Below are 21,111 nucleotides of genomic sequence, written 5' to 3'. Positions count from 1 at the left end.
ATTCCTCATCTACACCCTGGTTTCAAAGATCTGATGAGGGCGTGAGCTTAATGACTCTGGTATGTGTCCCCGTTGGTAACTGGTGTTTTCTACAACTAATCCGAGGGAAGTAAGACGATTATGTAAATAGGGTAGGGTATCGCCAATGCGCCTAAGTACTTCATCGTTGGATGCATATAAGTCTAAAGTAATGGTGCTTTTATCAATTTTTGATTTTGCCAAAACTTGTCCGCTATCACCAATGTCCAGCTTCATCGTGATATTCCAAAGAGAACGCTCGCCTGTTTGTGCGTGCTTTTTGTTCTGCCCACCTTGCTCTCGTTTTATCAAGAGCTCTGGCGGACTGTGCTGCTGTGAAAGCGATGGCAAAATGTAATAAAAACTGTCTTGTCCTTGAATACGGCTGTCCACATTAGCAATTTTGTTTTGCTGGTGGCTACTTAACAGTGTCTTAAGTTGAGAAAGCAGCTGTTGTCGGCTGTCTAGCTGGTGCATGTCTTGGCTAACGCGACTTGGTTGAGCCGTTACCCCCATATTCGCCAACGTTTTTGAAACAATAGAGTCGGGCGCATCTATTTGCGCCTTTAAACCAGGTTGACGCTGCATGGCGCGACCCGCTAGTGCCAATTGAACTAAGGCAACCAATCCTTGAACAAAGCTGGAAGCGTTTACGGGAGAGGTTAAGTTTATTGGTGTGGTAACTAGCGCCTGTGTGGATATCAGCTGCTGCAGGCGTTGCGACAATCCTTGTTCATTCATATCTAGCGCTAGTTTCTTTGTTCCGCTTTTTACCACCTCGATAGCACTTTCATTCTCGCCAGCTACGCTCTCATTTGATTTTGAACCCGCTATAGTGGCGTGACTATCTGAAACCACTGGCGCTATTTCTGCCCCTTTACCTTGTGTAGCCGCCAGTTGTGCAGCGATATTGCTCAGTAAACTATTTGATAAGCCTTTGGCCTGTGAGCTTAACGCTTGTGCGAGAGAGGCAAGTGATACAAGCGAGGGTTTACGCCCACTGTCTTTTCCTTGCAGGCCATTATTCTCTGCTGAAGCGGCATCTTTCCCTTCAGTTAATATAGCTTTTGCCGATGCTAGCAGTTGTTCCTTGGGTGGCTTTGGAGGGCCGATAAATTCCCCATTGGATACCTTGGCTTGAGAAGCCTTCGCGTTGAGCGCATCAAGGCCTTTAAGTTGCTGCAAAATTTTATCAAAATGCTGAGCTTCATGTGCTTTAGGCATACCCTGGCTGGGCGGTAATCTTTCATTCTCCACAATAGCTATGAGTTGGTTTAGTGCTTGGTTTGTACTGCCTGTTTGGCTCAGTAATACTCGAGAAAGTGCAGTGATGGCATTGTGAACATCGGTGCCTTTAAGCGATGTGGGAGCCGCTGCCTTTAGGTTTGTAATGGATGAAGAGTCTTCAAGCGAGCTATTTCCCGTGACTGCTTCGAGCCCTTTCGCTGTCGCTTTTGGTAATTGCGAAAGGTTAAGTTTATTTACCTGCTCCTGCGTCAGAGTCGGGGCCGAGAGGGAAGACCCCTTGCTCTGAGGTACAACAATTTGTAATACCGCATTTTGTTGTGATGTACGAATCGAGAGCTTGTTGTCAGTTAAGGTCAACGCAGAAAGCACTTTTAACGCGTTAGTGTCGGCACCAGAACCTTTTAAAAGCGCGTTAAGTCGAGGCGGGTTACTCAAGTTATGCTCAACAGCTACGCCACCTTGCTTAAGTGCGCTGGAAATGAACTGTTGTTGTAAGTTGGTACTTACATTTTTATGAGTCATGGCAGCGAAATTATTGTCGTTGGTTGTTGGGCGAGCGCTTTCATTGGACAAACCTTGAGAGATTTGCAGCGCGATTCCACCGTTGCTAGCTCGGCTTAGTCCTATGACGACCTGTTGTCCAACTAGCTTTTGAAGCGCTGCTTTAGCCGTGCTATCAAGCTTTTCAGTATTAATGTCCGATAGGGGAATAACCTCATTTTTAGCGGTGGTGAGCATGAGTTGCCCAAAATTTTCACTCTTTGTAGAAATAGAAAGTTGACCTTTAAGCGTAACGGCGGCGTTATTTGCAGCAAGAGCTTGTGCCACGGCTTTCAGTAATTCAGCTTTTTCGGGCGCAGACAATGACACGCCTTGTTGAGACAAGCGTGTAGAAAGCAGCACTGCAGACTGAGTGTTTACCTGACTTTGAGAAGTATTTTGAGCACTTTTCGCTTCTGGGCCTGAGATATGATCAGGGGAGGTAGGCAAAAGTGCAAGCTGCGCATTATTAATTGCTTGGTTAGAAAGCTTAGCGCTGACTTCTGCGGGTAAGGCAACGTTGAGTACTTGAGCTGCTGACGATACATTTTTTGGTGTCACCGTTATCGATAGCACTCGTTCAGGTAAGCGTTCAACTATTACTTTCGCGGCATTATCTAAGGTGGCTGCCTGCGACAGCGCAGCGTTGGCAATAGCGGGAGAAGTACTTCGACTCGCCCCTTGAGTAGCGGCATCAACATTTACCTGTGACGGTAAAGATGTAGGGGAAGTCGTGCCCGTTGACTGATTCAGAGTCGCTGCCAATAGTGATGATAATGGTGTTGTCATAATTAAGATATCGGCACAGTCGCGCTTTTCCTTACTTATTTGAGTATAGCAAATTTGACTATAGCAAAGTGCTTTGAGGCTGTTTCATCATTAATAAGTGCTCATCGATAACGTACAGCGAAACCATTCGTTCTTAAGGCAGATGAACAATTTATTTTTGCGCAGAAAGACAACTCACCCTTGTTCTACTGGCTCTGTGGAAAAATGCCTTTGTCTTTGAAGTAAATCATATTTAATTGGAATTCGCGACTGCGAAAAAGCGTTCATGTGGTAGACTAGCGCCATTTTTTAAAACCTCTTTTTTAGGTTGGAGTAGCCAAGTAGTGTTAGAGGCGTGCGGATTAACGTGCAGCAAACGAGATAGAACCCTTTTTGAGGGGCTTTCACTGGTTGTTAATACTGGTGAGTTGCTGTACTTGCGCGGCCCTAACGGTGCAGGAAAAACCAGCTTACTTCGCATATTAACTGGGTTGAGTGCACCTGAGTCGGGCGCCGTTTTATATAACGGTGTAAACATTTCCGAAGACAAGACCGGCTATTATCGCGATCTTTTCTATTTAGGACATAAGAGCGGTACTAACGGCAGCCTTTCAGCCTTGGATAACTTATCATTTTGGTTAGCCCAACACAGTATATCGGTACAAGAAAATACGCTGTATGACGTCTTGGCAAAAGTAGGGTTAGTTGGGCTTGAAGATGTGCCTGTTAGGTATTTGTCGGCAGGTCAACAGCGTCGTGTGGCGCTATCAAGACTATGGCTTAAGCCAGCAAAGGTGTGGATATTAGACGAACCGTTTACAGCGCTTGATGTAAAAGGGGTTCACTTACTTGAAACAAGTATGAAAGAGCACGTTAGACGCGGTGGTCTTATTATTACCACTTCGCATCAAACACTGTCAGAAAATGCTGGGGAACACCGCGTATTTGACCTGGAGTACCGCTTTTAATGTCACTTTACCAAGGTATTTTTAAACGCGACATGCACATTGCGTTCAATCAAAAAGCGGAATTGGTGCAACCACTGATGTTTTTACTCATGGTGGTAACCTTATTCCCTTTAGGTGTAAGCCCTTCTCCTGATACCCTTCAGCGCATTGGACCGGGGGTAATTTGGATTGCGGCAATTTTGTCATCACTTATGGCAATGGAAAGACTGTTTCGCGATGACTTCCAAGACGGTTCGCTAGAACAGTATATGCTCTCTGGTCTGGCATTGCCGGCGGTGAGCGCGGTGAAGGTAGCTGCCCATTGGCTGGTCAGTTTTGTGCCTTTATTATTGCTTTCTCCACTGCTAGCGATGTTTTTGAATCTAACGGTCGATATGTATATCGCCCTCGTTTTAACATTGTTGCTGGGAACGCCATTACTTTCTTTAATTGGCGCCATTGCGGTAGGACTTACCGTTGGATTGCAAAAAGGTGGGGTGCTGTTGGCATTGCTACTTATCCCTGTCTTTATTCCGTTACTGATATTTGCCACGTCGGCTGTGGATTCTGCCGCACTGCAATTACCTTATCATGCGCAACTTGCTATTATTGCCGCCATGCTTTTATTGGCTGCGGCATTGGCACCGTTTGCCATCGCGTATTCTTTAAAAGTGAGTCAAAACTAATGTGGAAGTGGTTACACCCCTACGCGAAGACAGAGCGCGCGTATCAGCTCTGCCTAACTTTACAGCCTTGGTTTTGGGTTGGTGCTTTAGTGTGTCTGAGCATTGGCACTGTATGGGGGCTGGCATTTGCGCCTCAAGATTATCAGCAAGGTGATTCGTTTAGAATTATCTATATCCATGTACCTAGTGCAATCTTGTCTATGGGTACTTATGTCGCCATGGCAATTGCAGCCTTGGTGGGTATGGTGTGGCAGTGGCGCACTGCCTATATGAGCATGATTGCTATGGCGCCTATCGGCGCAGTAATGACGTTTATCGCTCTATTCACGGGCGCCGCCTGGGGCAAGCCAATGTGGGGCGCTTGGTGGGTGTGGGATGCACGCCTAACTTCAGAGCTTATTCTGCTTTTCTTGTACGTAGGCGTGATTGCGCTTTACGGTGCTTTTGAAGACAAACAGCAGGCAGGTAAAGCCGCAGGCGTGATGGCGCTGGTGGGTGTAGTAAATATCCCCATTATTCACTACTCGGTAGAGTGGTGGAACACGTTGCATCAAGGGGCGACCATTAGTAAGTTCGATAATCCTTCGATTGCTCCTGAAATGCTGTGGCCACTGTTAATTAATTTGCTGGGTTTCGCGTTTTTTATTGGCGCGGTAACTACAGTGCGTTTACGTAATGAGATTGTGCTTAGAGAGTTGCACAGACCTTGGGTGCAAGCCTTGGCTATCAGTCAGTTAGCTTCTAAACAGCAAGTTAACCACAGCGTGAAAGGGGGCAACTAATATGCAGTTTGAATCGTTGGCCGACTTTATCAACATGGGGGGCTATGCATTTTATGTATGGCTGTCGTTTGGTGTGACATTTGCGGCCATGGCTATCATCGCCATCCAAAGTTTTATTAAACACCGTAACCTTTTAAGACAGGTTGTGGTGGAACAAGAGCGCAAAGCGCGGATTAAACAAGCGCGACAGCAACAGCAAGACAGCATGTAGTATTAATGCGAAAAGTGAACTTAGTATTCATTTGCGTTTTTATTGTTTATTAGTTTTTTCGAAGAGAGAGTTGCATGAACCCGAGACGAAAGCAGCGACTAGCCGTAGTGGGAATTATCGGTTTTTTAATAGTAAGTGCAATTGGATTGATGCTTTACGCCCTAAACGACAGTATTGACCTTTTTTATACGCCAAGTGAAATTATTGAAGGTAAAAACGGCCAGAAACCGCAGGTTGGCCAGCGTCTTCGTATAGGCGGTATGGTGGTACCTGGCAGTGTAAAAAGGGATCAAGAAAGCTTAGCGGTGAGCTTTGACCTTATCGATACTGGCCCAACAGTCACTGTGACTTACACCGGCATCCTTCCTGATTTATTCCGTGAAGGCCAGGGCATTGTAGCAACGGGTGTACTCACTGGCGCGAGCAACATAAAAGCGCAGGAAGTGCTAGCTAAGCATGACGAAGAGTACATGCCGCCAGAACTTGCTGAAAAAATGAAAGGCATTAAGCATGTAAAACCTGAAAATATGCCAACGTATGAGTCGTCAAACGGCGCCGGGAGCAAATAATCTATGGTACCTGAAATTGGAAATATTGCGCTGACGCTTGCGCTAGTGCTCTCTATATTATTGGCCGTTTATCCGCTATGGGGGGCTCACCGTCAGCACGAAGCGTTAATGGCAACCGCCAAACCACTGGCAATCGGCTTATTTACCTTCACGCTTATCGCCTATGTATGCTTAACCTACGCCTTTGTGACTGACGATTTCAGTGTGGCGTATGTTGCCCAGCATTCAAATAGTCGACTTCCTATTTATTATAAAATTACCGCCGTGTGGGGCGGCCACGAAGGCTCATTTCTTCTGTGGGTGTTGATGCTTTCCATATGGACAGTAGCAGTGGCGATATTCAGCAAGGGTATTCCTCTTGCTATGGTTGCAAGGGTGCTGTCGGTGTTGGGAATGGTGGGCATCGGTTTTTACTTATTCATGCTGCTTACCTCAAACCCGTTTAACAGCATGCTGCCGTTTTTCCCGGTAGATGGACGAGATCTTAATCCACTGCTGCAAGATTTTGGCATGATCATTCACCCGCCTATGCTTTATATGGGCTATGTTGGCTTTTCTGTCGCGTTTGCTTTTGCAATTTCAGCACTAATTTCAGGTCAGCTAGACTCAACCTGGGCACGCTGGTCAAGGCCCTGGGTCATTTCTGCTTGGGCGTTTCTCACCGTGGGCATTGCGCTAGGTAGCTGGTGGGCGTATTACGAACTTGGCTGGGGTGGCTGGTGGTTCTGGGACCCAGTAGAGAACGCCTCTTTCATGCCTTGGCTGGTCGGTACTGCGCTAATGCACTCGCTAGCCGTAACCGAAAAGCGAAAGGCGTTTAAGTCGTGGACCGTACTGCTTGCAATTGCCGCATTTAGTTTGAGTTTACTTGGCACCTTCTTAGTACGTTCTGGAGTGATTGTTTCGGTACACTCGTTTGCAAGCGATCCTACCCGAGGCTTATTTATACTGGGAATATTGATTGTACTTAGTGGCTTTGGCTTGCTGCTTTACGCTATGCGAGCAGCTTCACTTAAAAGCCCAGGCCGCTATCAAGCGTTTTCCCGTGAAGTGTTGTTAATGGGTAATAACGTCTTTTTGTGCGCAGCAACACTAGTTGTATTGTTGGGTACACTACTGCCACTTGTACATAAAGAGTTAGGCCTAGGCAGTATTTCTGTAGGCGCTCCGTTCTTCAATCAAATGTTCACCTTATTGATTGTGCCATTCGTACTAATGCTAGGTCTTGGCCCGCTCACGCGCTGGAAACAGCAAAAAGCCAGTGAATTACAAAAACAGCTATCAATCGCTGGCGGTATTGCACTAAGTGCAGGTGTGTTAGTGAACTTTGCCTATGATGAACCAACCTATATGGGCGTTTTAGGCATGGTGCTGGTGTTTTGGATTTTAGTCACTACAGTGCAAGAGGTGTTGCAGCGTCTATCGGCAATGCCATCAAGTAACAGTGACAATGCATCGGTGCTATCTAAACTTCGCAAGCTTACGCCAAGCCACTGGGGAATGGTGCTGGGCCATGTGGGTTTTGCTATCTGCATTATCGGCATTACGCTGGTTTCAAACTATGAAATGGAGCGCGATGTGCGCATGGACATCGGCGATACCGTTTCTCTTGGCGGTTATGACTTTAGCTTTAGAGATGTCGTCAAAGTCCAAGGTCCGAACTTTGAGGCGGACAAAGGCGTATTCGACGTTTATCAAGACGGTGAATTAATCGCGCATCTAGAGCCTGAGAAGCGTTTGTATATAGTACAGCGTATGCCGATGACTGAAGCCGCTATTCACTCAAATCCTATAAGAGATTTATTTATCGCTATGGGCGAGCCTTTAGACAATGGCGCATGGGCCATCCGTATTTATATTAAGCCATTTGTTATCTGGCTATGGGCGGGCGCAGTGGTTATGGCTATAGGCGGTATCTTCTCTATTAGCGACAAACGTTACCGTATGGCTAAAGTAAAAAAGATCAAACGTGTATTTGGTGGGAAAGGTAAAAACGACGCTGAGCAATCTCATGGTCAAGTATCCACTCCATCAAATGCGTCAGTGAAAGGAGGCGCATAATGAAAAAAGCACCACTCGTTGCTATTCCGTTAGTGTTGTTTTCTTTGCTGGTCATTTTTCTGTTTAAGGGGCTTTTTTCTGACCCCAGAGAGTTAGATTCTCAGGTTCAGGATAAGACGTTACCTGCATTCTCACTGCCAGACCTGATGAAGCCAGAGGTGACCTATACGCCTGAAGATTTAAAGGGCAAGGTCACCATATTAAATGTATGGGGTGTATGGTGCGTGACCTGCGCTGTTGAGATGCCGTATCTCACTCAGCTAAAGAACGAACAAAACGTTCACATTGTGGGTTTGTATTTTGATCAGGACTTAGACCCAGACTTTGGCACAAAAACACTGAGCCGTGTTCAGCAAGAAGTTACCGACATGCTCAGCCGTTACGGTAACCCTTACGCGTATAATATTTTTGATGTCTATCGCGATACGTCGCTCGACCTTGGAGTAACAGGAGCGCCTGAGCACTTTGTTATCGACGCTGAAGGAATTATTCGCATGCACCACATAGGCGATATTAACGAGCGTGTTTGGAACACCAAAGTTGGCCCGCTATACAACAAGCTGGTGGCAGAAGCTTCTGGCAAAACAGGCAATGACAAAAAGGTAGATGTGGATGCAGTGATGGTCTCAGAGCCTAACTTGTCGAACACGCTTAATGAAAAAAATAACCAGAGCACCACAAGTGCACAGGGAGGGGAATAATGATGTTATCGAAAACTTCCTCTCACAGTCTCGCGAGTTTGAAAGCCATTGCCCTAAACGTTTTAGCACTGCTGTTTGTGCTTAGTGCTTTTTCGGTAAGTGCGGTTGAAGATAAGTTTTCTTTCGACACGCCAGCTCAGCGTGAAAGCTTTTTAAAGCTTACCGCCGAATTACGTTGCCCTATGTGTCAAAACCAGAATATTGCTGATAGCGACGCCATGATTGCCCATGACATGCGCCGAAAAGTTTACGCGCTATTAAAACAAGGCAAAACAGAGCAGGAGGTGATTGATTTTATGAAGTCGCGCTATGGCGATTTTGTGCACTATCAACCGCCGGTTACGGCTGCGACCTTGTGGCTTTGGGCCGCTCCAGTCTTGTTTATTTTCATTGCCTTAATTGTGGTGGTTCGCCGCAAATCGGTAACACCACCAGAAGATATGGCTGCTAAGTTAGCTAAAGCAGATGAAATGTTGGAGCGAGAGAAAGAATGAGTTGGTCTGAGTTTTATATCATTGTTTCAGGCTTAATTACGCTTGTTCTATTAATTGTTGCTTTCCCATGGCTGCGTAATAAAAACCACGCAAAACAAGACAGTTTGAGCAATACGCAAATTGTTAAGCAGCGCCTTGCTGAACTTGACCGTGAAGTACAAGAAGGCCTCATCAGCGAGCACGATAAGCGCCAAGCCGTTGATGAACTAAAACTAGCGCTGGTAGATGAAAGCGCATTTCAATCTCATAAAACGGGTAATGCAAAACTTCCGCTCGCGATTGGCGCCGTGCTTGCGATAGCCTGTGGAGTGATTGTATATGCGCAGGTAAACCAAATGGGTCGTGTTACCCAGGCAAGCCAAGCTATTGAAGCGTTGCCCGAGTTGAGTCAACAGCTTGCCAGCGGTAATGCGAATAACCTCACCCAACAAGACATTGCTAGCCTTGCTCTTGCTATACGCCAGCGTTTGAGAGAAGAGCCAGAAGATGACACCGGGTGGATGTATTTTGGCAGATTGATGTTGAGTATTGGCCAAGAAGTGCAGGCCATTGAAGCTATTGATAAAGCGGTGAGTTTGGCGCCGTCTAATACAGCTAATCGCATTACGCTTGCTCAAGCCTTGATGACCACAGGGGATGTAAATAATCTGGAACGTGCGCAATCTATCTTGTTGGGCTTGCTAAACGACAATCCAGAGAATGATAATCTTGCGCTGATGATGGCGGTGGTCTCTGCTCAACTTGGCGATCTTGAAAATACTCAGCGTTTTTATCAACAAGTAGAAGGTAAGTTGCCAGCTGATAGCGATATGGCGCAGCGTTTAGTTGCGCGTATAAAAGAGCTAAAAGGGAATACAAATGAAATGGCAGCGCTACAAAATACGGGAATTGAGCCTGCGAATGTGTCAACAGCTCAAAGTGATAGCAGCGAAGCACAAACCGGCTTTAATATTACGGTGAGGCTGTCTGACGACGCTAATACAAAAGCGCCTAAAGAGGGTTTTCTGATAGTTTTCGCTCAAGACGCAAACTCTGACAACAAAATGCCCGCTGCTGTAGTTAAACTGCCCATAGAAGACTTCCCTGTTTCCGTTACTCTAACCACAGAGAACGCAATGATGCCACAATTCACGCTAGCAACACTGTCTGATGTGGTGGTTACCGCAAGGCTATCTAAAGATGGTAATGTGGCAGTTGCAAAAGGCGAATGGCAAGGCAGTGTGAGCGCAAGCGTTACTGCCAACGAAATATCTTCACTAAGCGTTATTATTGATAAGGAATTATAAGTATGGAACTGTCTAAATCACTCGCCACTGGGTTGATTATTGCCGCAAGTCTTTTAGGTGGCTGTGCGAGTAACCATACTCAAGATCAGGCTCAAGCGTATTCTCAAGACACTGGGGCGAGCGCGGCTGTAGTGGATACTTCAGACCCCCGCGACCCGTTCGAGCCGGTTAACCGTGAAATCTGGGATTTTAACTGGGATGTGTTGGATGCCTATATCTTACGCCCAATAACGGTTACCTACGTGACGGTAATGCCTCAGCCTGCGCGAACTGGTTTGGTGAACATCACGGACAACCTACAAGAGCCTGCTAACTTTTTGAATAATATGTTTCAAGGTAAGGTTGATGATGGCTTAGATAGCATGGCACGTTTTTTAATTAACACCACGGTAGGGTTAGTTGGCACGTTTGATGTTGCGTCTAAAATTGGTATTGAGCGTAAACGTGAGCAGTTTGGTGAGACTCTGGCTGTGTGGGGATTAGATACCGGGCCTTTCTTAATGCTGCCGTTTTTAGGCCCAAGCGATCCGCGAAGCTTTACCGGTGATTATGTCGACGGTTTTGCCTTTCCAATGTCGTTACTTGAAGGTTCTGTAAACTTAGCGCGTATTGGTATTTCGGTACTTGAAACAAGAGCCCAATTACTTGATCAAGAAGCGCAGCTAGAGCAGTCTGTTGATGACTATGCTTTTGTGAAAAATGCTTATTTTGAGAATCTAGAATTTCGCGTTACTGACGGTAAAAGCGGCGATAAAGCCATTGATGATGAGCAGCTAGACGACTTTGCTGATTTTGAAGCGATGTTGGAAGGCAATGACTTTGATAGCTATGAAGAAGCGTCAGAAGAAGCAGTCGAAGAGTCTATAGATTCAGAAGATGCGTCAGCTGATGACAGTGAGAAAACTAAGCTAAAAGAAAAAGACGCCAAGTCGGAAGATGGCAAATAGAGAAAGAGTAATAAATAAAACGATGTTGGATAAAGTTCGGGGCAGGGTTTAGTTATTATTATCTAATCTCACCTTCAACGTCACTCCAGCCATATATGCGCCGCATAAAAAAGCCATGCTCAACAGCATGGCTTTTTAGTTCTGGAAAGTTGAACAGACCTATCGGCAGCGTTCAAATGCAAAACTAGTCCTTTGGATAGCCCATTGGGTTTTGCGACTGCCAATTCCATGTGTCTGCACACATGTCTTCTAAGCCTTTTTCAGCATGCCAATTGAGTTCTGTGGCTGCCTTAGTAGGATCGGCGTAACAGGCTGCCACATCACCGCTTCTACGCGGAGCAATTTTATAAGGTACAGTTTTACCCGAGCCTTTTTCGAAAGCTTTGATCATTTCGATTACTGAATAGCCCTGACCTGTTCCAAGGTTGTACTTATCTAAGCCCATATTGAGGTTCAAGCGATCAAGTGCTTTCAAGTGACCGTTGGCTAGATCGACAACATGGATATAGTCTCGAACACCTGTGCCATCAATTGTATCGTAGTCGTCACCAAACACGCTTAGTTGCTCTAGCTTACCGGTAGCAACCTGAGAGATATAAGGCATTAAGTTGTTCGGAATACCGTTGGGATCTTCACCGATTTGGCCAGACTCGTGTGCGCCCACCGGGTTGAAGTAGCGAAGTAATACAATGTTCCAGTCATTATCGGACACATAGAGATCACTAAGCATATGTTCAACCATAAGCTTCGACATACCGTAAGGGTTTGTCGGGTGGCCTGTCGCCATATCTTCACGTAGGGGTAGTGAAGCAGGATCGCCGTAAACCGTAGCAGAAGAACTAAACACAATGTTCTTTACGTTGTGCTTTTGCATGGCTTTACATAACGTTAGTGTGCCATAAACATTATTTTCATAGTAAGAAAGCGGCTTTTGCACAGACTCGCCAACGGCTTTTAAGCCCGCAAAGTGAATAACGGCATAAATGTTATGCTCGCTGAATATGTCATCTAACACGGCGGTATCGCGAATGTCACCTTGAACAAACGTAACCGTCTTGCCTGTTAATGCTTCTACGCGACGAAGTGATTCAGCACTTGCGTTTGCAAGGTTATCCAATACTACAACACCGTAGTTTTGTTCAAGTAACTGTAAAACTGTGTGACTACCTATATAGCCTGCACCACCAGTGACTAAGATGGTCTTCATGCATTCTCCTTGCTAGACGGTTGCGCAATGTATTTAGCGCAGATGGAATATTGAATAGGTTTTACAACCAATGGATAAACTAAAAATACCACAAAAGCCCACAGTAACGAGGTCCAATTTGACGCGGTTTGAAGAATAAGTGCGAATACGGGGACAATGACGAGTAATTTTAGAACATTCAGTAAGGTTTTCTCTGGTACAGAAAGGCGCTTTGCGGCCTGGTCGAGCAATTTAACGCGCTCTGTCAATGGAAGACCTTGTAAGGCAGGAATGTCTCTTGTAGAAAAATAAAACTTCATAGGTTTATGAAAAGCCCTTAATAAAAAACCGCCGGAACGTTACGTTGCGGCGGTTATTGTAGGGTAATTGGTCAGCACTTAAAACATGCTAACAATAAATTACGCTTTTTGTTCAATGCCTGCTTTTTCCCAGAAGCGAGATTTAAAGCTCATTAAACCAATCACGATAGCAATGGCAATGCTAAATAGGGCAATTTGAAGATACAGGTCTGGCATTTGCTCTACGTTCTCAGGGTCGAAGTTACCTGAAAGTAAACCAGCAATGATGTTACCAATAGAGTAAGTCAGTACGAATACCCCCATCATTTGCCCTGCGAAACGCTTAGGCGATAGCTTACTTACTGCACTTAGTGCAACCGGGCTCAGGCACAGCTCACCAACAGTGTGTAAGAAGTAAGTGGTAACAAGCCACATAGGCGCAACTTTAAGGCCTTGTGCAGCATATTGAGACGCCATAAACATTACCAAGAAGCCCGACGCCATAATAACGATACCAATGGCACACTTAATTGTGTACGACGGGTCGATCATTCGTTTCGCAAGGTTAATCCAAAGAGCAGCGAAGAAAGGCGACAAAATAATGATAAATAGCGAGTTTGAAAGCTGGAACCATACCGTTGGGATAGCGTCCATCCCAAACCAAGAGGTAAGTAGCGAGCCGCTTTCAAGTACGCGGTCGGTGTAGTTCTGAGCGAATAAGTTGAGTGAAGAGCCAGCTTGTTCGAAACCAGACCAGAAACACGCTGAAGCAACACACACTAAAAACAGCGCCCACATGCGCTTCTTCTCGTTGTCGCTTAGCTGACCTTTGAAATAAATAAAACCAAAGTAAGCGAAGAAAATAATGGTAAATACAACGGCAACTTGTTGAGCAAGAGCTACAGGCTCAATAACGATAGTGCCCATGTGCGCAAGCACAATTACCACAACAGCAAGTGCAACCACAGCCCATACGCCCATCCATGCGCGCTGTTTAGCTGCACCTTGATATGGATTTGCAGGAGCAACAGAATCAGCCGATAACGAACGGTTGCTGAAGTAATACTGAATTAGGCCGATTGCCATACCAATGGCAGCTGCTCCAAATGCGTAGTGCCAGCCCCAATTTTCCTGTAAATAACCGGTAACTAAATAGGCAATAAGTGAACCGATATTTATGCCCATGTAGTACAGTGCATAACCACTGTCACGACGGCCATCGTCGTCACCATATTGCTGGCCAACCATTGCTGAAATGTTAGGTTTAAGTAAGCCAGTACCTGAAGCAACAAGGATAAGGCCGACAAAGAAAAGGTTTTGCAAGTCTATGGCGAGTACCACGTGGCCTGCGAAGATAATAATACCTCCGTACCATACGGCGTTCTTACCACCAATTAAGCGGTCCGCTAACCAGCCGCCCGGTAAACCTAGGAAATATACCGCACCTGTGTATAGGCCGTAGATAGCGCCAGCGGTTGCAACAGTAAAACCTAAGCCTTGTGTCTGTAAGCTCGCGGTCATGAAAAGAACGAGTAGCGCGCGCATTCCGTAATAACTCATGCGCTCCCACATTTCTGTAAAGAATAGCGTTCTTAGGCCCCCTGGATGGCCGAAAAAGCTAGTATCGTTAGATGGTTTCATAATTATATTTTAATTCCATATTGCTTATGGTTGTTATTGTAGAGCACTTATAGGATAGGCTCTTTGATAGTAGTCCGTAAGGCGGATAGCTTCTTATACTAGAGCTTGCTTAAAGACACAAGATTTGGGCGACAAACTTCATTAAAGCTGTGTCAATCGGCTAAGTCTTGTACGACTTAGCCGATTGAATAATGATTTGCTAAAGAGATGGAAGCACTAAAGCTCGCGGATAGTAGCTACTATAATTCGCACTATTCCATAGATAAGCAACAATGAAACACCAAACAGTACAAGGTTGTAAATTACGGTGGGGTAAGCATTGTCATCTGGAAGGGTAGGCGATTCTACTGTTACCAAATGTTGTAGTTTTTGATATGCCTCTACTCGCGCATTTTCTAAAGTAATCAGCGATGAAGAGTACGCTTGAATGGCCAATTGAAGCTGAACCTGAAGGTTACTGTATAGCGCCATAAGCTCACTTACAGACAGTGCCTCACTTTCTCCTTCAGCAGTACTAATTCGCTCCTTCTGCTTTTCTACTTCTTTTTGTAGTGCAGCTATTTCACGCTTAATGTTAATCACTTCTGGCGCGACGTTAGACATCATGGTCGACATAGTGCTCAGCTCAGCTTTTTTCTGGGCGAGGGTTGCCTCTAATGAAAAAGCGATTTGCTGAAACGCTGCACCTTCGGCAGTAGGGTCGAGCACGTTGTATTTGGATTGAAAGGCTAAAATTTCAGTTTTTGCTTGTTGAAGCTTTTGTTCAACAATCTCATGTTCACCTTTCGCAAAAGTAAGCTTTGATTTCGCTAAGTTGTTATTGATGTTATTAATAAACTCTTCCGCTTTATCAACAATAGCTTGGTTTATTATTTGCGCATATTCAGCGTCGAAAGCGCGAGTTCGCAAACTAATGACAGAAGACGCCGAATCCACGCTAACGTCAATATGGTCTAGATAGAACTGGTAAAAGTCTTCTTGCTTATGTGAAGACGACAAACCGCTAAACATATCAGCTTTGTCCGACATGTAGTGCTCACGAAGCCCTATGGTTTTATCGAGATACTTAATCATGTCGGCAGATTGAATGTAAGCTTCAACAAGCTGACTTTCTGTACCACCTGACGCGCCTGAAACACCGGCTGCCATAAGCAGGGATGAAGGGTCGAAGCTGCTGCCGCCGTCACTTGACTTAACAATAAGTTGGCTTTTACTTTCGTACTGTGGCGCAGCCCATAGAACAAGGTATACGGCGTAAAGTACCCATGGAAGTACAAGCAAGAGCATCTTGTGCTTGCTGAGAAGGGCATTGAGCTGTGTAAGAGATTTTTCCACTGTGATTTGAACCTATTTAAGTGATTTCTTATTGTCTGCATCCTGCGTATAAACGTCGATGCCTTCTTCGAGATCGTGATAATAAGTAAGTTTGCCTTCATCTATGATAACGGCAGACGTACAGAACTCGCGGATTTGGTCGAGTTCATGGCTAACCATAATAACGCCCGCTTGTTCACTTTTTTCTTTTAGCGACAAACGTGCTTTTTTTCTGAATAGCGGATCGCCCACCGAGGTTGCTTCATCGATAAGGTAAATATCAAAATTGATATTCATACAGCACGCGAACACGAGTTTGGCGCGCATACCCGAAGAGTAGGTTCGAACAGGAAGGTCGAAACGCGCCCCGAGTTCGGCGAACTCTTGCACTCTCTCTTCGTATTCCGGTAGCGATTTAACGTTATTGATTCGGCCAACGAATCGCGTATTTTCGCGCCCCGTCATTTGTGGGTGAACACCTGTTTGAAGCGCTACAGGCCAAGACATAGATTTGTTGGTTAAAACGCGCCCTTTGTCAGGGTATTCACTTTTCGCTAGCATTCGGAAAAGGGTGGATTTACCTGCACCGTTTTTACCTAAAATTGCGACATTATTTTCCGTTGGGAAATCAAAATTCAAATTTTTGAAAATATATTGGGGGCCCATTTTACTGGGGTAGCTCTTAGTTAAATTCTCAATTCTTATCATCGTGACAACACCTTCTTCCATGTGATGTGATACATCGAAAGACTTAGAAAGAGAAAAATAATGGTAATCTCAATTACAAAACCTAATGAAACACCATTAGTGCCATAGGATTCGAAACAAGCGTAACGAGCTAGTTCATTAAAATGAACAAGAGGGTTCCAAGTTAAGTACGGCCAATATTCTTCGGGTAAGTCTTGAAGGCTGAAAAAAACGCATGAAATAAACATTAGTGGGCGGGTAAGCATTGATTTTATCTTATCCACTTCCGGCACGAATGCGGCAGCGATAGCAAAAATCATCCCTATGGATATTGAAAATACCCACAAAAGAAGAAACAGAGATATCAGCAGCAACGGGTCATTTACCGTAAAGGTCTCGCCCATCAGGTAAAGCGCAAGACATAGTAATGCGACAACCACTACCTTTACTGAAAACTCGAGGAAGCCCGCTGTGAGTATCGCTGAAATAGGTTGAACCTGTCTGAACGCATAGAGCGGCTTATTTCTGCGCACAGAAGTTGATACTGACTGGAGGCATGTAGTTAAAGACTGCAGCCCGACCATTCCGATCATCATAAACAGAAAAAGAGGAATAGAGTGGATATCATCGCCGCTGATCAGTCCACGAAGGTATGACAGCGCGAAGATAAAGGCAAAGGGCTCTAAAAATGCCCATCCCAAACCAAATTTATCGTTAAATTTACTTTGAAGCTCGCGCAGGAAAAGCGCGAATATCACGCCTCTCCATGCGTAGAGCTGGTCTTTAAACGTTACCATGTTTAATTAGTAGCTACGTTGGCTGCAATAGCAATTTGATAAACAATTTGAGTAATGTCTTTAACTGCTTGCAGTAGCTTGGTATCGATAGCAGGCAATACGATGATCTGATCGCCTGGTTCTAACTTACTATCGTTGCTTGCTAGGAATGAGCTGTTGATGCTAGTAAAGGTAACATTACCATTCTTACGAACAATAAGGATTCGTTCGTCTTCAGCACGTTCAGTGAAACCGCCCGCCCAAGCAACATAATCTTCAGTCGTGGCTTCTGGGTTAAAGACTACTGACTGAGGAAGTAACACTTCACCACCTACGTGCACTAAGTCAGTTACCTCTGGGATGACAATGGTGTCATTCGGTTCTAGCAGAATGTTTGCGATATCACCATTTTCAGAAACTACGACTCTGCCTTGAGGCTCAATTTGGCGAGCACGTGCGATAAAGTCAGCGACAAGCTGAGCTTCTTGGGCACGGATGGCTCCTTCACCCGTAGAGCTAATGGGAGCGGTATACATGCTCCGCTCAAGACGCTGAAGACCTTCTTCGATGATTTCTTTTTGCTTTACAGCAACGCTTTCTCTTAACAGATAAATGTTCTGGGTATCAGAAAGGGCTGTATCTGATTCGATGTGATCTAGTACATCGATAAGGCGTGTGCCTTTATCAACCATAATCTGAGAGGCACCAGCAAATGCGCCAGCCACATTAATGCGATAGATTTGGGGCTCGTGGTCAGCAAGGTATTCAACCGTGTCGCCTGCACTTAGTTCAAGTGAAGCAAATTCATCCAAACTCAAGTAGCGAGCAAACTGTTTGTTATTTCGAATACCAGATACCGAAGCATGGGAGGAAAACTCACCTGGTCGCGCAAAGTAATTCACCACGCCGCCGTTCAATTCTTCGTTAAGAAACTCAAAGGTGAAGCTATTTCGAGCGCCTGTTTCAACGACAATAGTGTTGCCAATTGGGTGCACTAATATGGTATCGCCATCTTTAAACGACATCTGAGGCAACTTACCATTTCTGAAAAATGCATATAAATCGGCAGTAGCAACGACATTACCATTGCGCACTACGTCTATCTGTCTAAAACTTCCGCGCTGAAAATCAATACCACCGGCGCGTTTTAGGTAATACAGCACGCTATCTGAGGCGAGGCCTGCATATTGACCTGGTCTTAGCACCGGGCCAGAAACAAAAATTGACACGGGCGTTGACGTAAGGAGGTTTACGTAAACATTTACATCGTTTGTATAAACCTGTCTGATTTTTGCAGTAACGGTTTGATTTACACTGCCAGCAGGTGTATTTGCAACACGGATAGGACCAATGTTAGGAATAAAAATATTGCCTTGATTATCAACAGTTACTACATCTGAAAAGTTAACTGCGCCCCATAGCCAAATTGAAATTTTATCGCCCGGTGCGACCAGATAGTTGTCATTAAGGCCTGAGCTACGCTCTGATTCAAAACCACCAATAAATAAATTGGCTGCGAACGGAGGATTCTCCATAGGCGCTTGCGCAGGGAAAACGGTATCTATTGTCGGTTCGCCAGGCAAGTTCACACCATTGCGGGGTTGGGTTGAAAATTGACCCATGGTGTTCGCAGAACTGCTAGCGCCTGGAAGCGTTCGCTGGGTTGAAATACTCAGTGGCGATACGGACTGATTAGCAATGCCGCTACTCTGGCTCTGCTGAGCTCTTTCTCTTAATTGCTGCAATTGTTCCACGCTTTGCGCGCTTGCAGTGCCAACATAAGCGAAAAGAAGTGACGTTGCACAAGCCGCTAGCGTCAGGCGCTTTAAAGTTTTTTTGATGCTGGTTGACTGCATTTATCTATTCACCTTGCACTGTTGCCGAAGCTACTAAGGGAGTAATTACTCGCCATTGACCGTTTCGCTGACATGTCGTCATTTTACGCTGAATATCAGAAGACGCTGTTTCACCGTCTTGTAAAGAAAATCGGATACATTTATTGCCTGTAGCGGATATATAGTGCTTCAAGGACTCGTATTGGTGGCCATTGAAGCGTATTGAAAATGATTCCTGCGTATCATGATAAATGTTGGCTTTTGGAATATTTATTGCAAGCTCTTTGTCCGGTGCAAGGGAATAAGCAAGAGAAGAATGCACCAAAGGAATGTCAGCCTTAGTGGCGGTAGGAGTGTTAGAACACCCAGCTACGCCTACCGTAACTACGATAGGTAAAATTAGACGAGATAATTGTTTGAACATTAGCTTTCATATCCATATAGCAATTTCGCGCTAGGATAACATAAGTTTTAAAAAAAGCATGTTCGCTATCGCAGTTGCTGAATTGTCTGAGTCTTCACCAAGACCGCAATATAGAAGACAAGTTCATATCAATAGTGTAACTCGATATGTTTTTGGCATTGCAAAGATTGGAAACTGGAAATAGACGAGTAAGTTAACAGGTTAAAGGAATAAAGAAGTTATTCAATCGTTACAACAGAAGCTGAGATAGTTCGAGAGAGGCGGCGAGAAGACGCACAACAGGTTCTCTTTTTAGCGGTGATTGAGGTTATTCTCGCAACAAATGAGTTTTTGACACGTTTTGATACGTTATTTATGCATGAAGGGTGGTTACTTAGACAAATGTTTTATATTATATCGAAGTTTTCTATCCGCATACTCATAACAAGATGCCCTCATCGCGCTGGAAGAAATGGAAGTTGTAAATAAATGGAAGCAACATTTAGTTTTTTATCAAAATTTGCATGTGTATTGACAGAAACTACTACAAATAGCTGTGTTTTTGTCGGTAACGCGAGGTTGTGTGTTTTATGCTAGCTTATTTGCAGTTTGTCCCGCTTTTTACTGCATTTTTCGTCGCCCTTATTCTCTTGGTGGTCATGACGCCTTTAGCGCATCAATTTGGTTTGGTTGACCAGCCATCAGCGCGAAAACGTCACGCCGGAATTGTACCTCTAACAGGTGGTGTGGCTATTTTTATGGCCGTGCTTGTTGCCAGCGTCGCGACAGATGTGTGGATGAAAAACAATCCTCTGTTTTTCACCGCATCAGCATTTGTTGTGTTACTTGGTATGCTAGACGACCGTTTTGACCTGAGTGCCAAAGGTCGCCTTATGTGCCAATTTGGTGTTGCAGCAATCATGGCATGGAGCGCGCAAAACTATATTACATCTTTGGGTAATATCTTCGGAACAGGTGAGGTATTTCTCGACCTAGGTGGGTATTTCTTTACGATCATTTGTGTGGTCGGTGTCATAAATGCGTTTAACATGATAGACGGTATTGATGGATTAGCCGGCGGTATGAGCCTTGTTATTCTGTTAACAGTTGCGGGCTTTTTGATCTTTACTGGTAACGGAGCCTCCATCATGGAGCCGCTTATCATCGTTGCAGCTATTGTTCCGTTTCTTGCTTTTAATTTGAGTTGGAAAGGGTTTAAAGGCAATAAGATATTTATGGGTGATGCTGGCAGTATGTTCGTTGGGCTCACTATCGTTTGGTTGCTTGTTGATCACACTCAAGGTGAATCTGCCGCATTTAGACCCATTACTGCGGTGTGGTTAGTCGGACTTCCATTAATGGACATGGCCGCGATCATGTATCGCCGTGCACGGAAGGGGCAATCAATGCTCAAACCTGACCGTCAGCACCTTCACAATATCTTTATGCGTGCAGGGCTTAGCAGTAGAAAGTCACTTGTTGCTATCCTTTTGCTCGGAGCATGTTATTGCTTAATCGGTATATTAGGAGAAGTCTATCAGGTAGCTGAAGCCGTCATGTTCTGGGGCTTTATTGGACTACTCGTCGTGTACAGTCTTGTTATCCAACATATTTGGAGTGTACTGCGCTTTGTGAAGCGATTAACCGCATAGTTTGAGTAAAATCGTGGCAGGCTTAGTAAAATCTCTGTAACATGCCAACAAATAAAAGCG

20 protein-coding genes are annotated in these 21,111 nt (G+C 45.0%); 11 read left to right on the top strand and 9 right to left on the bottom strand.

The genetic code is table 11. From position 1 onward, the window contains the following. Nucleotides 1-9: 9 nt before the first annotated feature. Complete coding sequence (locus NO989_RS13115; protein WP_197044390.1) at nt 10-2,595, bottom strand: flagellar hook-length control protein FliK; 2,586 nt, start codon at nt 2,593-2,595, stop codon at nt 10-12. Between the two features lie 323 nt (nt 2,596-2,918). Between NO989_RS13115 and ccmA the strand changes: the two genes are divergently transcribed. The 10 genes from ccmA to NO989_RS13065 all read left to right on the top strand — a co-directional run bounded on the left by ccmA (nt 2,919) and on the right by NO989_RS13065 (nt 11,258). Continuing rightward, on the top strand, nt 2,919-3,542 hold the full coding sequence (gene ccmA, locus NO989_RS13110) for a cytochrome c biogenesis heme-transporting ATPase CcmA (RefSeq protein ID WP_043959982.1): 624 nt from the start codon (nt 2,919-2,921) through the stop codon (nt 3,540-3,542). After that, nucleotides 3,542-4,207, top strand: a complete 666-nt coding sequence (gene ccmB, locus NO989_RS13105) for a heme exporter protein CcmB (protein ID WP_012517453.1) — start codon at nt 3,542-3,544, stop codon at nt 4,205-4,207. The genes ccmA and ccmB overlap by 1 nt, the downstream gene beginning before the upstream one ends. Continuing rightward, nucleotides 4,207-4,989, top strand: a complete 783-nt coding sequence (locus NO989_RS13100; RefSeq protein ID WP_020742985.1) for a heme ABC transporter permease — start codon at nt 4,207-4,209, stop codon at nt 4,987-4,989. The genes ccmB and NO989_RS13100 overlap by 1 nt, the downstream gene beginning before the upstream one ends. A gap of 1 nt (nt 4,990) precedes the next feature. Further along, a complete protein-coding gene (gene ccmD / locus NO989_RS13095) occupies nt 4,991-5,200 on the top strand; it encodes a heme exporter protein CcmD (protein ID WP_020742986.1) in 210 nt (69 codons plus the stop codon). Nucleotides 5,201-5,274: 74 nt separating this feature from the next. After that, entirely contained in the window at nt 5,275-5,769 is a 495-nt protein-coding gene (ccmE, locus tag NO989_RS13090) for a cytochrome c maturation protein CcmE (protein WP_156086026.1), read from the top strand. A gap of 3 nt (nt 5,770-5,772) precedes the next feature. Then, complete coding sequence (locus NO989_RS13085; RefSeq protein ID WP_156086027.1) at nt 5,773-7,830, top strand: heme lyase CcmF/NrfE family subunit; 2,058 nt, start codon at nt 5,773-5,775, stop codon at nt 7,828-7,830. After that, nucleotides 7,830-8,531, top strand: a complete 702-nt coding sequence (locus NO989_RS13080) for a redoxin family protein (protein ID WP_156086028.1) — start codon at nt 7,830-7,832, stop codon at nt 8,529-8,531. Before NO989_RS13085 ends, NO989_RS13080 begins: the two co-directional genes overlap by 1 nt. Before the next feature lie 2 nt (nt 8,532-8,533). After that, complete coding sequence (locus tag NO989_RS13075) at nt 8,534-9,025, top strand: cytochrome c-type biogenesis protein CcmH (RefSeq protein WP_371342706.1); 492 nt, start codon at nt 8,534-8,536, stop codon at nt 9,023-9,025. Beyond that, nucleotides 9,022-10,311, top strand: coding sequence for a c-type cytochrome biogenesis protein CcmI (gene ccmI, locus NO989_RS13070; RefSeq protein WP_371342697.1), 1,290 nt, complete (start codon nt 9,022-9,024; stop codon nt 10,309-10,311). The genes NO989_RS13075 and ccmI overlap by 4 nt, the downstream gene beginning before the upstream one ends. A 2-nt stretch (nt 10,312-10,313) precedes the next feature. Further along, a complete protein-coding gene (locus NO989_RS13065) occupies nt 10,314-11,258 on the top strand; it encodes a VacJ family lipoprotein (RefSeq protein ID WP_156086030.1) in 945 nt (314 codons plus the stop codon). A 184-nt stretch (nt 11,259-11,442) separates the two neighbouring features. Here NO989_RS13065 and galE read toward each other — a convergent pair whose 3' ends face one another. From galE to NO989_RS13025, 8 genes are all read right to left on the bottom strand, one after another. Next, nucleotides 11,443-12,465 carry a UDP-glucose 4-epimerase GalE gene (gene galE, locus NO989_RS13060; protein ID WP_156086031.1) on the bottom strand — a complete coding sequence of 341 codons (1,023 nt, stop codon included), beginning with the start codon at nt 12,463-12,465 and terminating at the stop codon, nt 11,443-11,445. Then, nucleotides 12,462-12,764 (bottom strand): DUF6170 family protein, encoded by a 303-nt coding sequence (locus tag NO989_RS13055; protein WP_014997537.1) that lies wholly within the window; start codon nt 12,762-12,764, stop codon nt 12,462-12,464. The genes galE and NO989_RS13055 overlap by 4 nt, the downstream gene beginning before the upstream one ends. A 99-nt stretch (nt 12,765-12,863) precedes the next feature. Beyond that, on the bottom strand, nt 12,864-14,384 hold the full coding sequence (locus tag NO989_RS13050; RefSeq protein ID WP_156086032.1) for a peptide MFS transporter: 1,521 nt from the start codon (nt 14,382-14,384) through the stop codon (nt 12,864-12,866). 216 nt (nt 14,385-14,600) lie between these two features. After that, nucleotides 14,601-15,719, bottom strand: a complete 1,119-nt coding sequence (locus NO989_RS13045; RefSeq protein ID WP_044556744.1) for a capsule biosynthesis protein — start codon at nt 15,717-15,719, stop codon at nt 14,601-14,603. A 12-nt stretch (nt 15,720-15,731) separates the two neighbouring features. Further along, complete coding sequence (locus NO989_RS13040) at nt 15,732-16,406, bottom strand: ABC transporter ATP-binding protein (protein ID WP_014997540.1); 675 nt, start codon at nt 16,404-16,406, stop codon at nt 15,732-15,734. Beyond that, on the bottom strand, nt 16,403-17,182 hold the full coding sequence (locus NO989_RS13035) for an ABC transporter permease (RefSeq protein WP_014997541.1): 780 nt from the start codon (nt 17,180-17,182) through the stop codon (nt 16,403-16,405). The genes NO989_RS13040 and NO989_RS13035 overlap by 4 nt, the downstream gene beginning before the upstream one ends. A gap of 2 nt (nt 17,183-17,184) precedes the next feature. Next, nucleotides 17,185-19,017 (bottom strand): polysaccharide biosynthesis/export family protein, encoded by a 1,833-nt coding sequence (locus NO989_RS13030; RefSeq protein ID WP_156086034.1) that lies wholly within the window; start codon nt 19,015-19,017, stop codon nt 17,185-17,187. Nucleotides 19,018-19,021: 4 nt separating this feature from the next. Beyond that, complete coding sequence (locus NO989_RS13025; protein ID WP_014948528.1) at nt 19,022-19,420, bottom strand: hypothetical protein; 399 nt, start codon at nt 19,418-19,420, stop codon at nt 19,022-19,024. Between the two features lie 569 nt (nt 19,421-19,989). Between NO989_RS13025 and wecA the strand changes: the two genes are divergently transcribed. Continuing rightward, on the top strand, nt 19,990-21,051 hold the full coding sequence (gene wecA / locus NO989_RS13020; RefSeq protein ID WP_156086035.1) for a UDP-N-acetylglucosamine--undecaprenyl-phosphate N-acetylglucosaminephosphotransferase: 1,062 nt from the start codon (nt 19,990-19,992) through the stop codon (nt 21,049-21,051). Nucleotides 21,052-21,111: the final 60 nt, after the last annotated feature.

The organism is Alteromonas sp. DY56-G5 (assembly GCF_041414725.1).
GTDB classification, from domain to species: domain Bacteria; phylum Pseudomonadota; class Gammaproteobacteria; order Enterobacterales; family Alteromonadaceae; genus Alteromonas; species Alteromonas macleodii.
Note: the sequence above shows the minus strand (reverse complement) of the source record. Positions and strands in the feature narration are given on the sequence as shown.

Bases quoted from the DNA above. Each gene is read 5' to 3' on its own strand.
- NO989_RS13115 (WP_197044390.1), bottom strand. From the start codon at position 2,595: ATGACAACACCATTATCATCACTATTGGCAGCGACTCTGAATCAGTCA.
- ccmB (WP_012517453.1), top strand. From the start codon at position 3,542: ATGTCACTTTACCAAGGTATTTTTAAACGCGACATGCACATTGCGTTC.
- NO989_RS13100 (WP_020742985.1), top strand. From the start codon at position 4,207: ATGTGGAAGTGGTTACACCCCTACGCGAAGACAGAGCGCGCGTATCAG.
- ccmD (WP_020742986.1), top strand. From the start codon at position 4,991: ATGCAGTTTGAATCGTTGGCCGACTTTATCAACATGGGGGGCTATGCA.
- ccmE (WP_156086026.1), top strand. From the start codon at position 5,275: ATGAACCCGAGACGAAAGCAGCGACTAGCCGTAGTGGGAATTATCGGT.
- NO989_RS13085 (WP_156086027.1), top strand. From the start codon at position 5,773: ATGGTACCTGAAATTGGAAATATTGCGCTGACGCTTGCGCTAGTGCTC.
- NO989_RS13080 (WP_156086028.1), top strand. From the start codon at position 7,830: ATGAAAAAAGCACCACTCGTTGCTATTCCGTTAGTGTTGTTTTCTTTG.
- NO989_RS13075 (WP_371342706.1), top strand. From the start codon at position 8,534: ATGTTATCGAAAACTTCCTCTCACAGTCTCGCGAGTTTGAAAGCCATT.
- ccmI (WP_371342697.1), top strand. From the start codon at position 9,022: ATGAGTTGGTCTGAGTTTTATATCATTGTTTCAGGCTTAATTACGCTT.
- NO989_RS13065 (WP_156086030.1), top strand. From the start codon at position 10,314: ATGGAACTGTCTAAATCACTCGCCACTGGGTTGATTATTGCCGCAAGT.
- galE (WP_156086031.1), bottom strand. From the start codon at position 12,465: ATGAAGACCATCTTAGTCACTGGTGGTGCAGGCTATATAGGTAGTCAC.
- NO989_RS13055 (WP_014997537.1), bottom strand. From the start codon at position 12,764: ATGAAGTTTTATTTTTCTACAAGAGACATTCCTGCCTTACAAGGTCTT.
- NO989_RS13050 (WP_156086032.1), bottom strand. From the start codon at position 14,384: ATGAAACCATCTAACGATACTAGCTTTTTCGGCCATCCAGGGGGCCTA.
- NO989_RS13040 (WP_014997540.1), bottom strand. From the start codon at position 16,406: ATGATAAGAATTGAGAATTTAACTAAGAGCTACCCCAGTAAAATGGGC.
- NO989_RS13035 (WP_014997541.1), bottom strand. From the start codon at position 17,182: ATGGTAACGTTTAAAGACCAGCTCTACGCATGGAGAGGCGTGATATTC.
- NO989_RS13030 (WP_156086034.1), bottom strand. From the start codon at position 19,017: ATGCAGTCAACCAGCATCAAAAAAACTTTAAAGCGCCTGACGCTAGCG.
- NO989_RS13025 (WP_014948528.1), bottom strand. From the start codon at position 19,420: ATGTTCAAACAATTATCTCGTCTAATTTTACCTATCGTAGTTACGGTA.
- wecA (WP_156086035.1), top strand. From the start codon at position 19,990: ATGCTAGCTTATTTGCAGTTTGTCCCGCTTTTTACTGCATTTTTCGTC.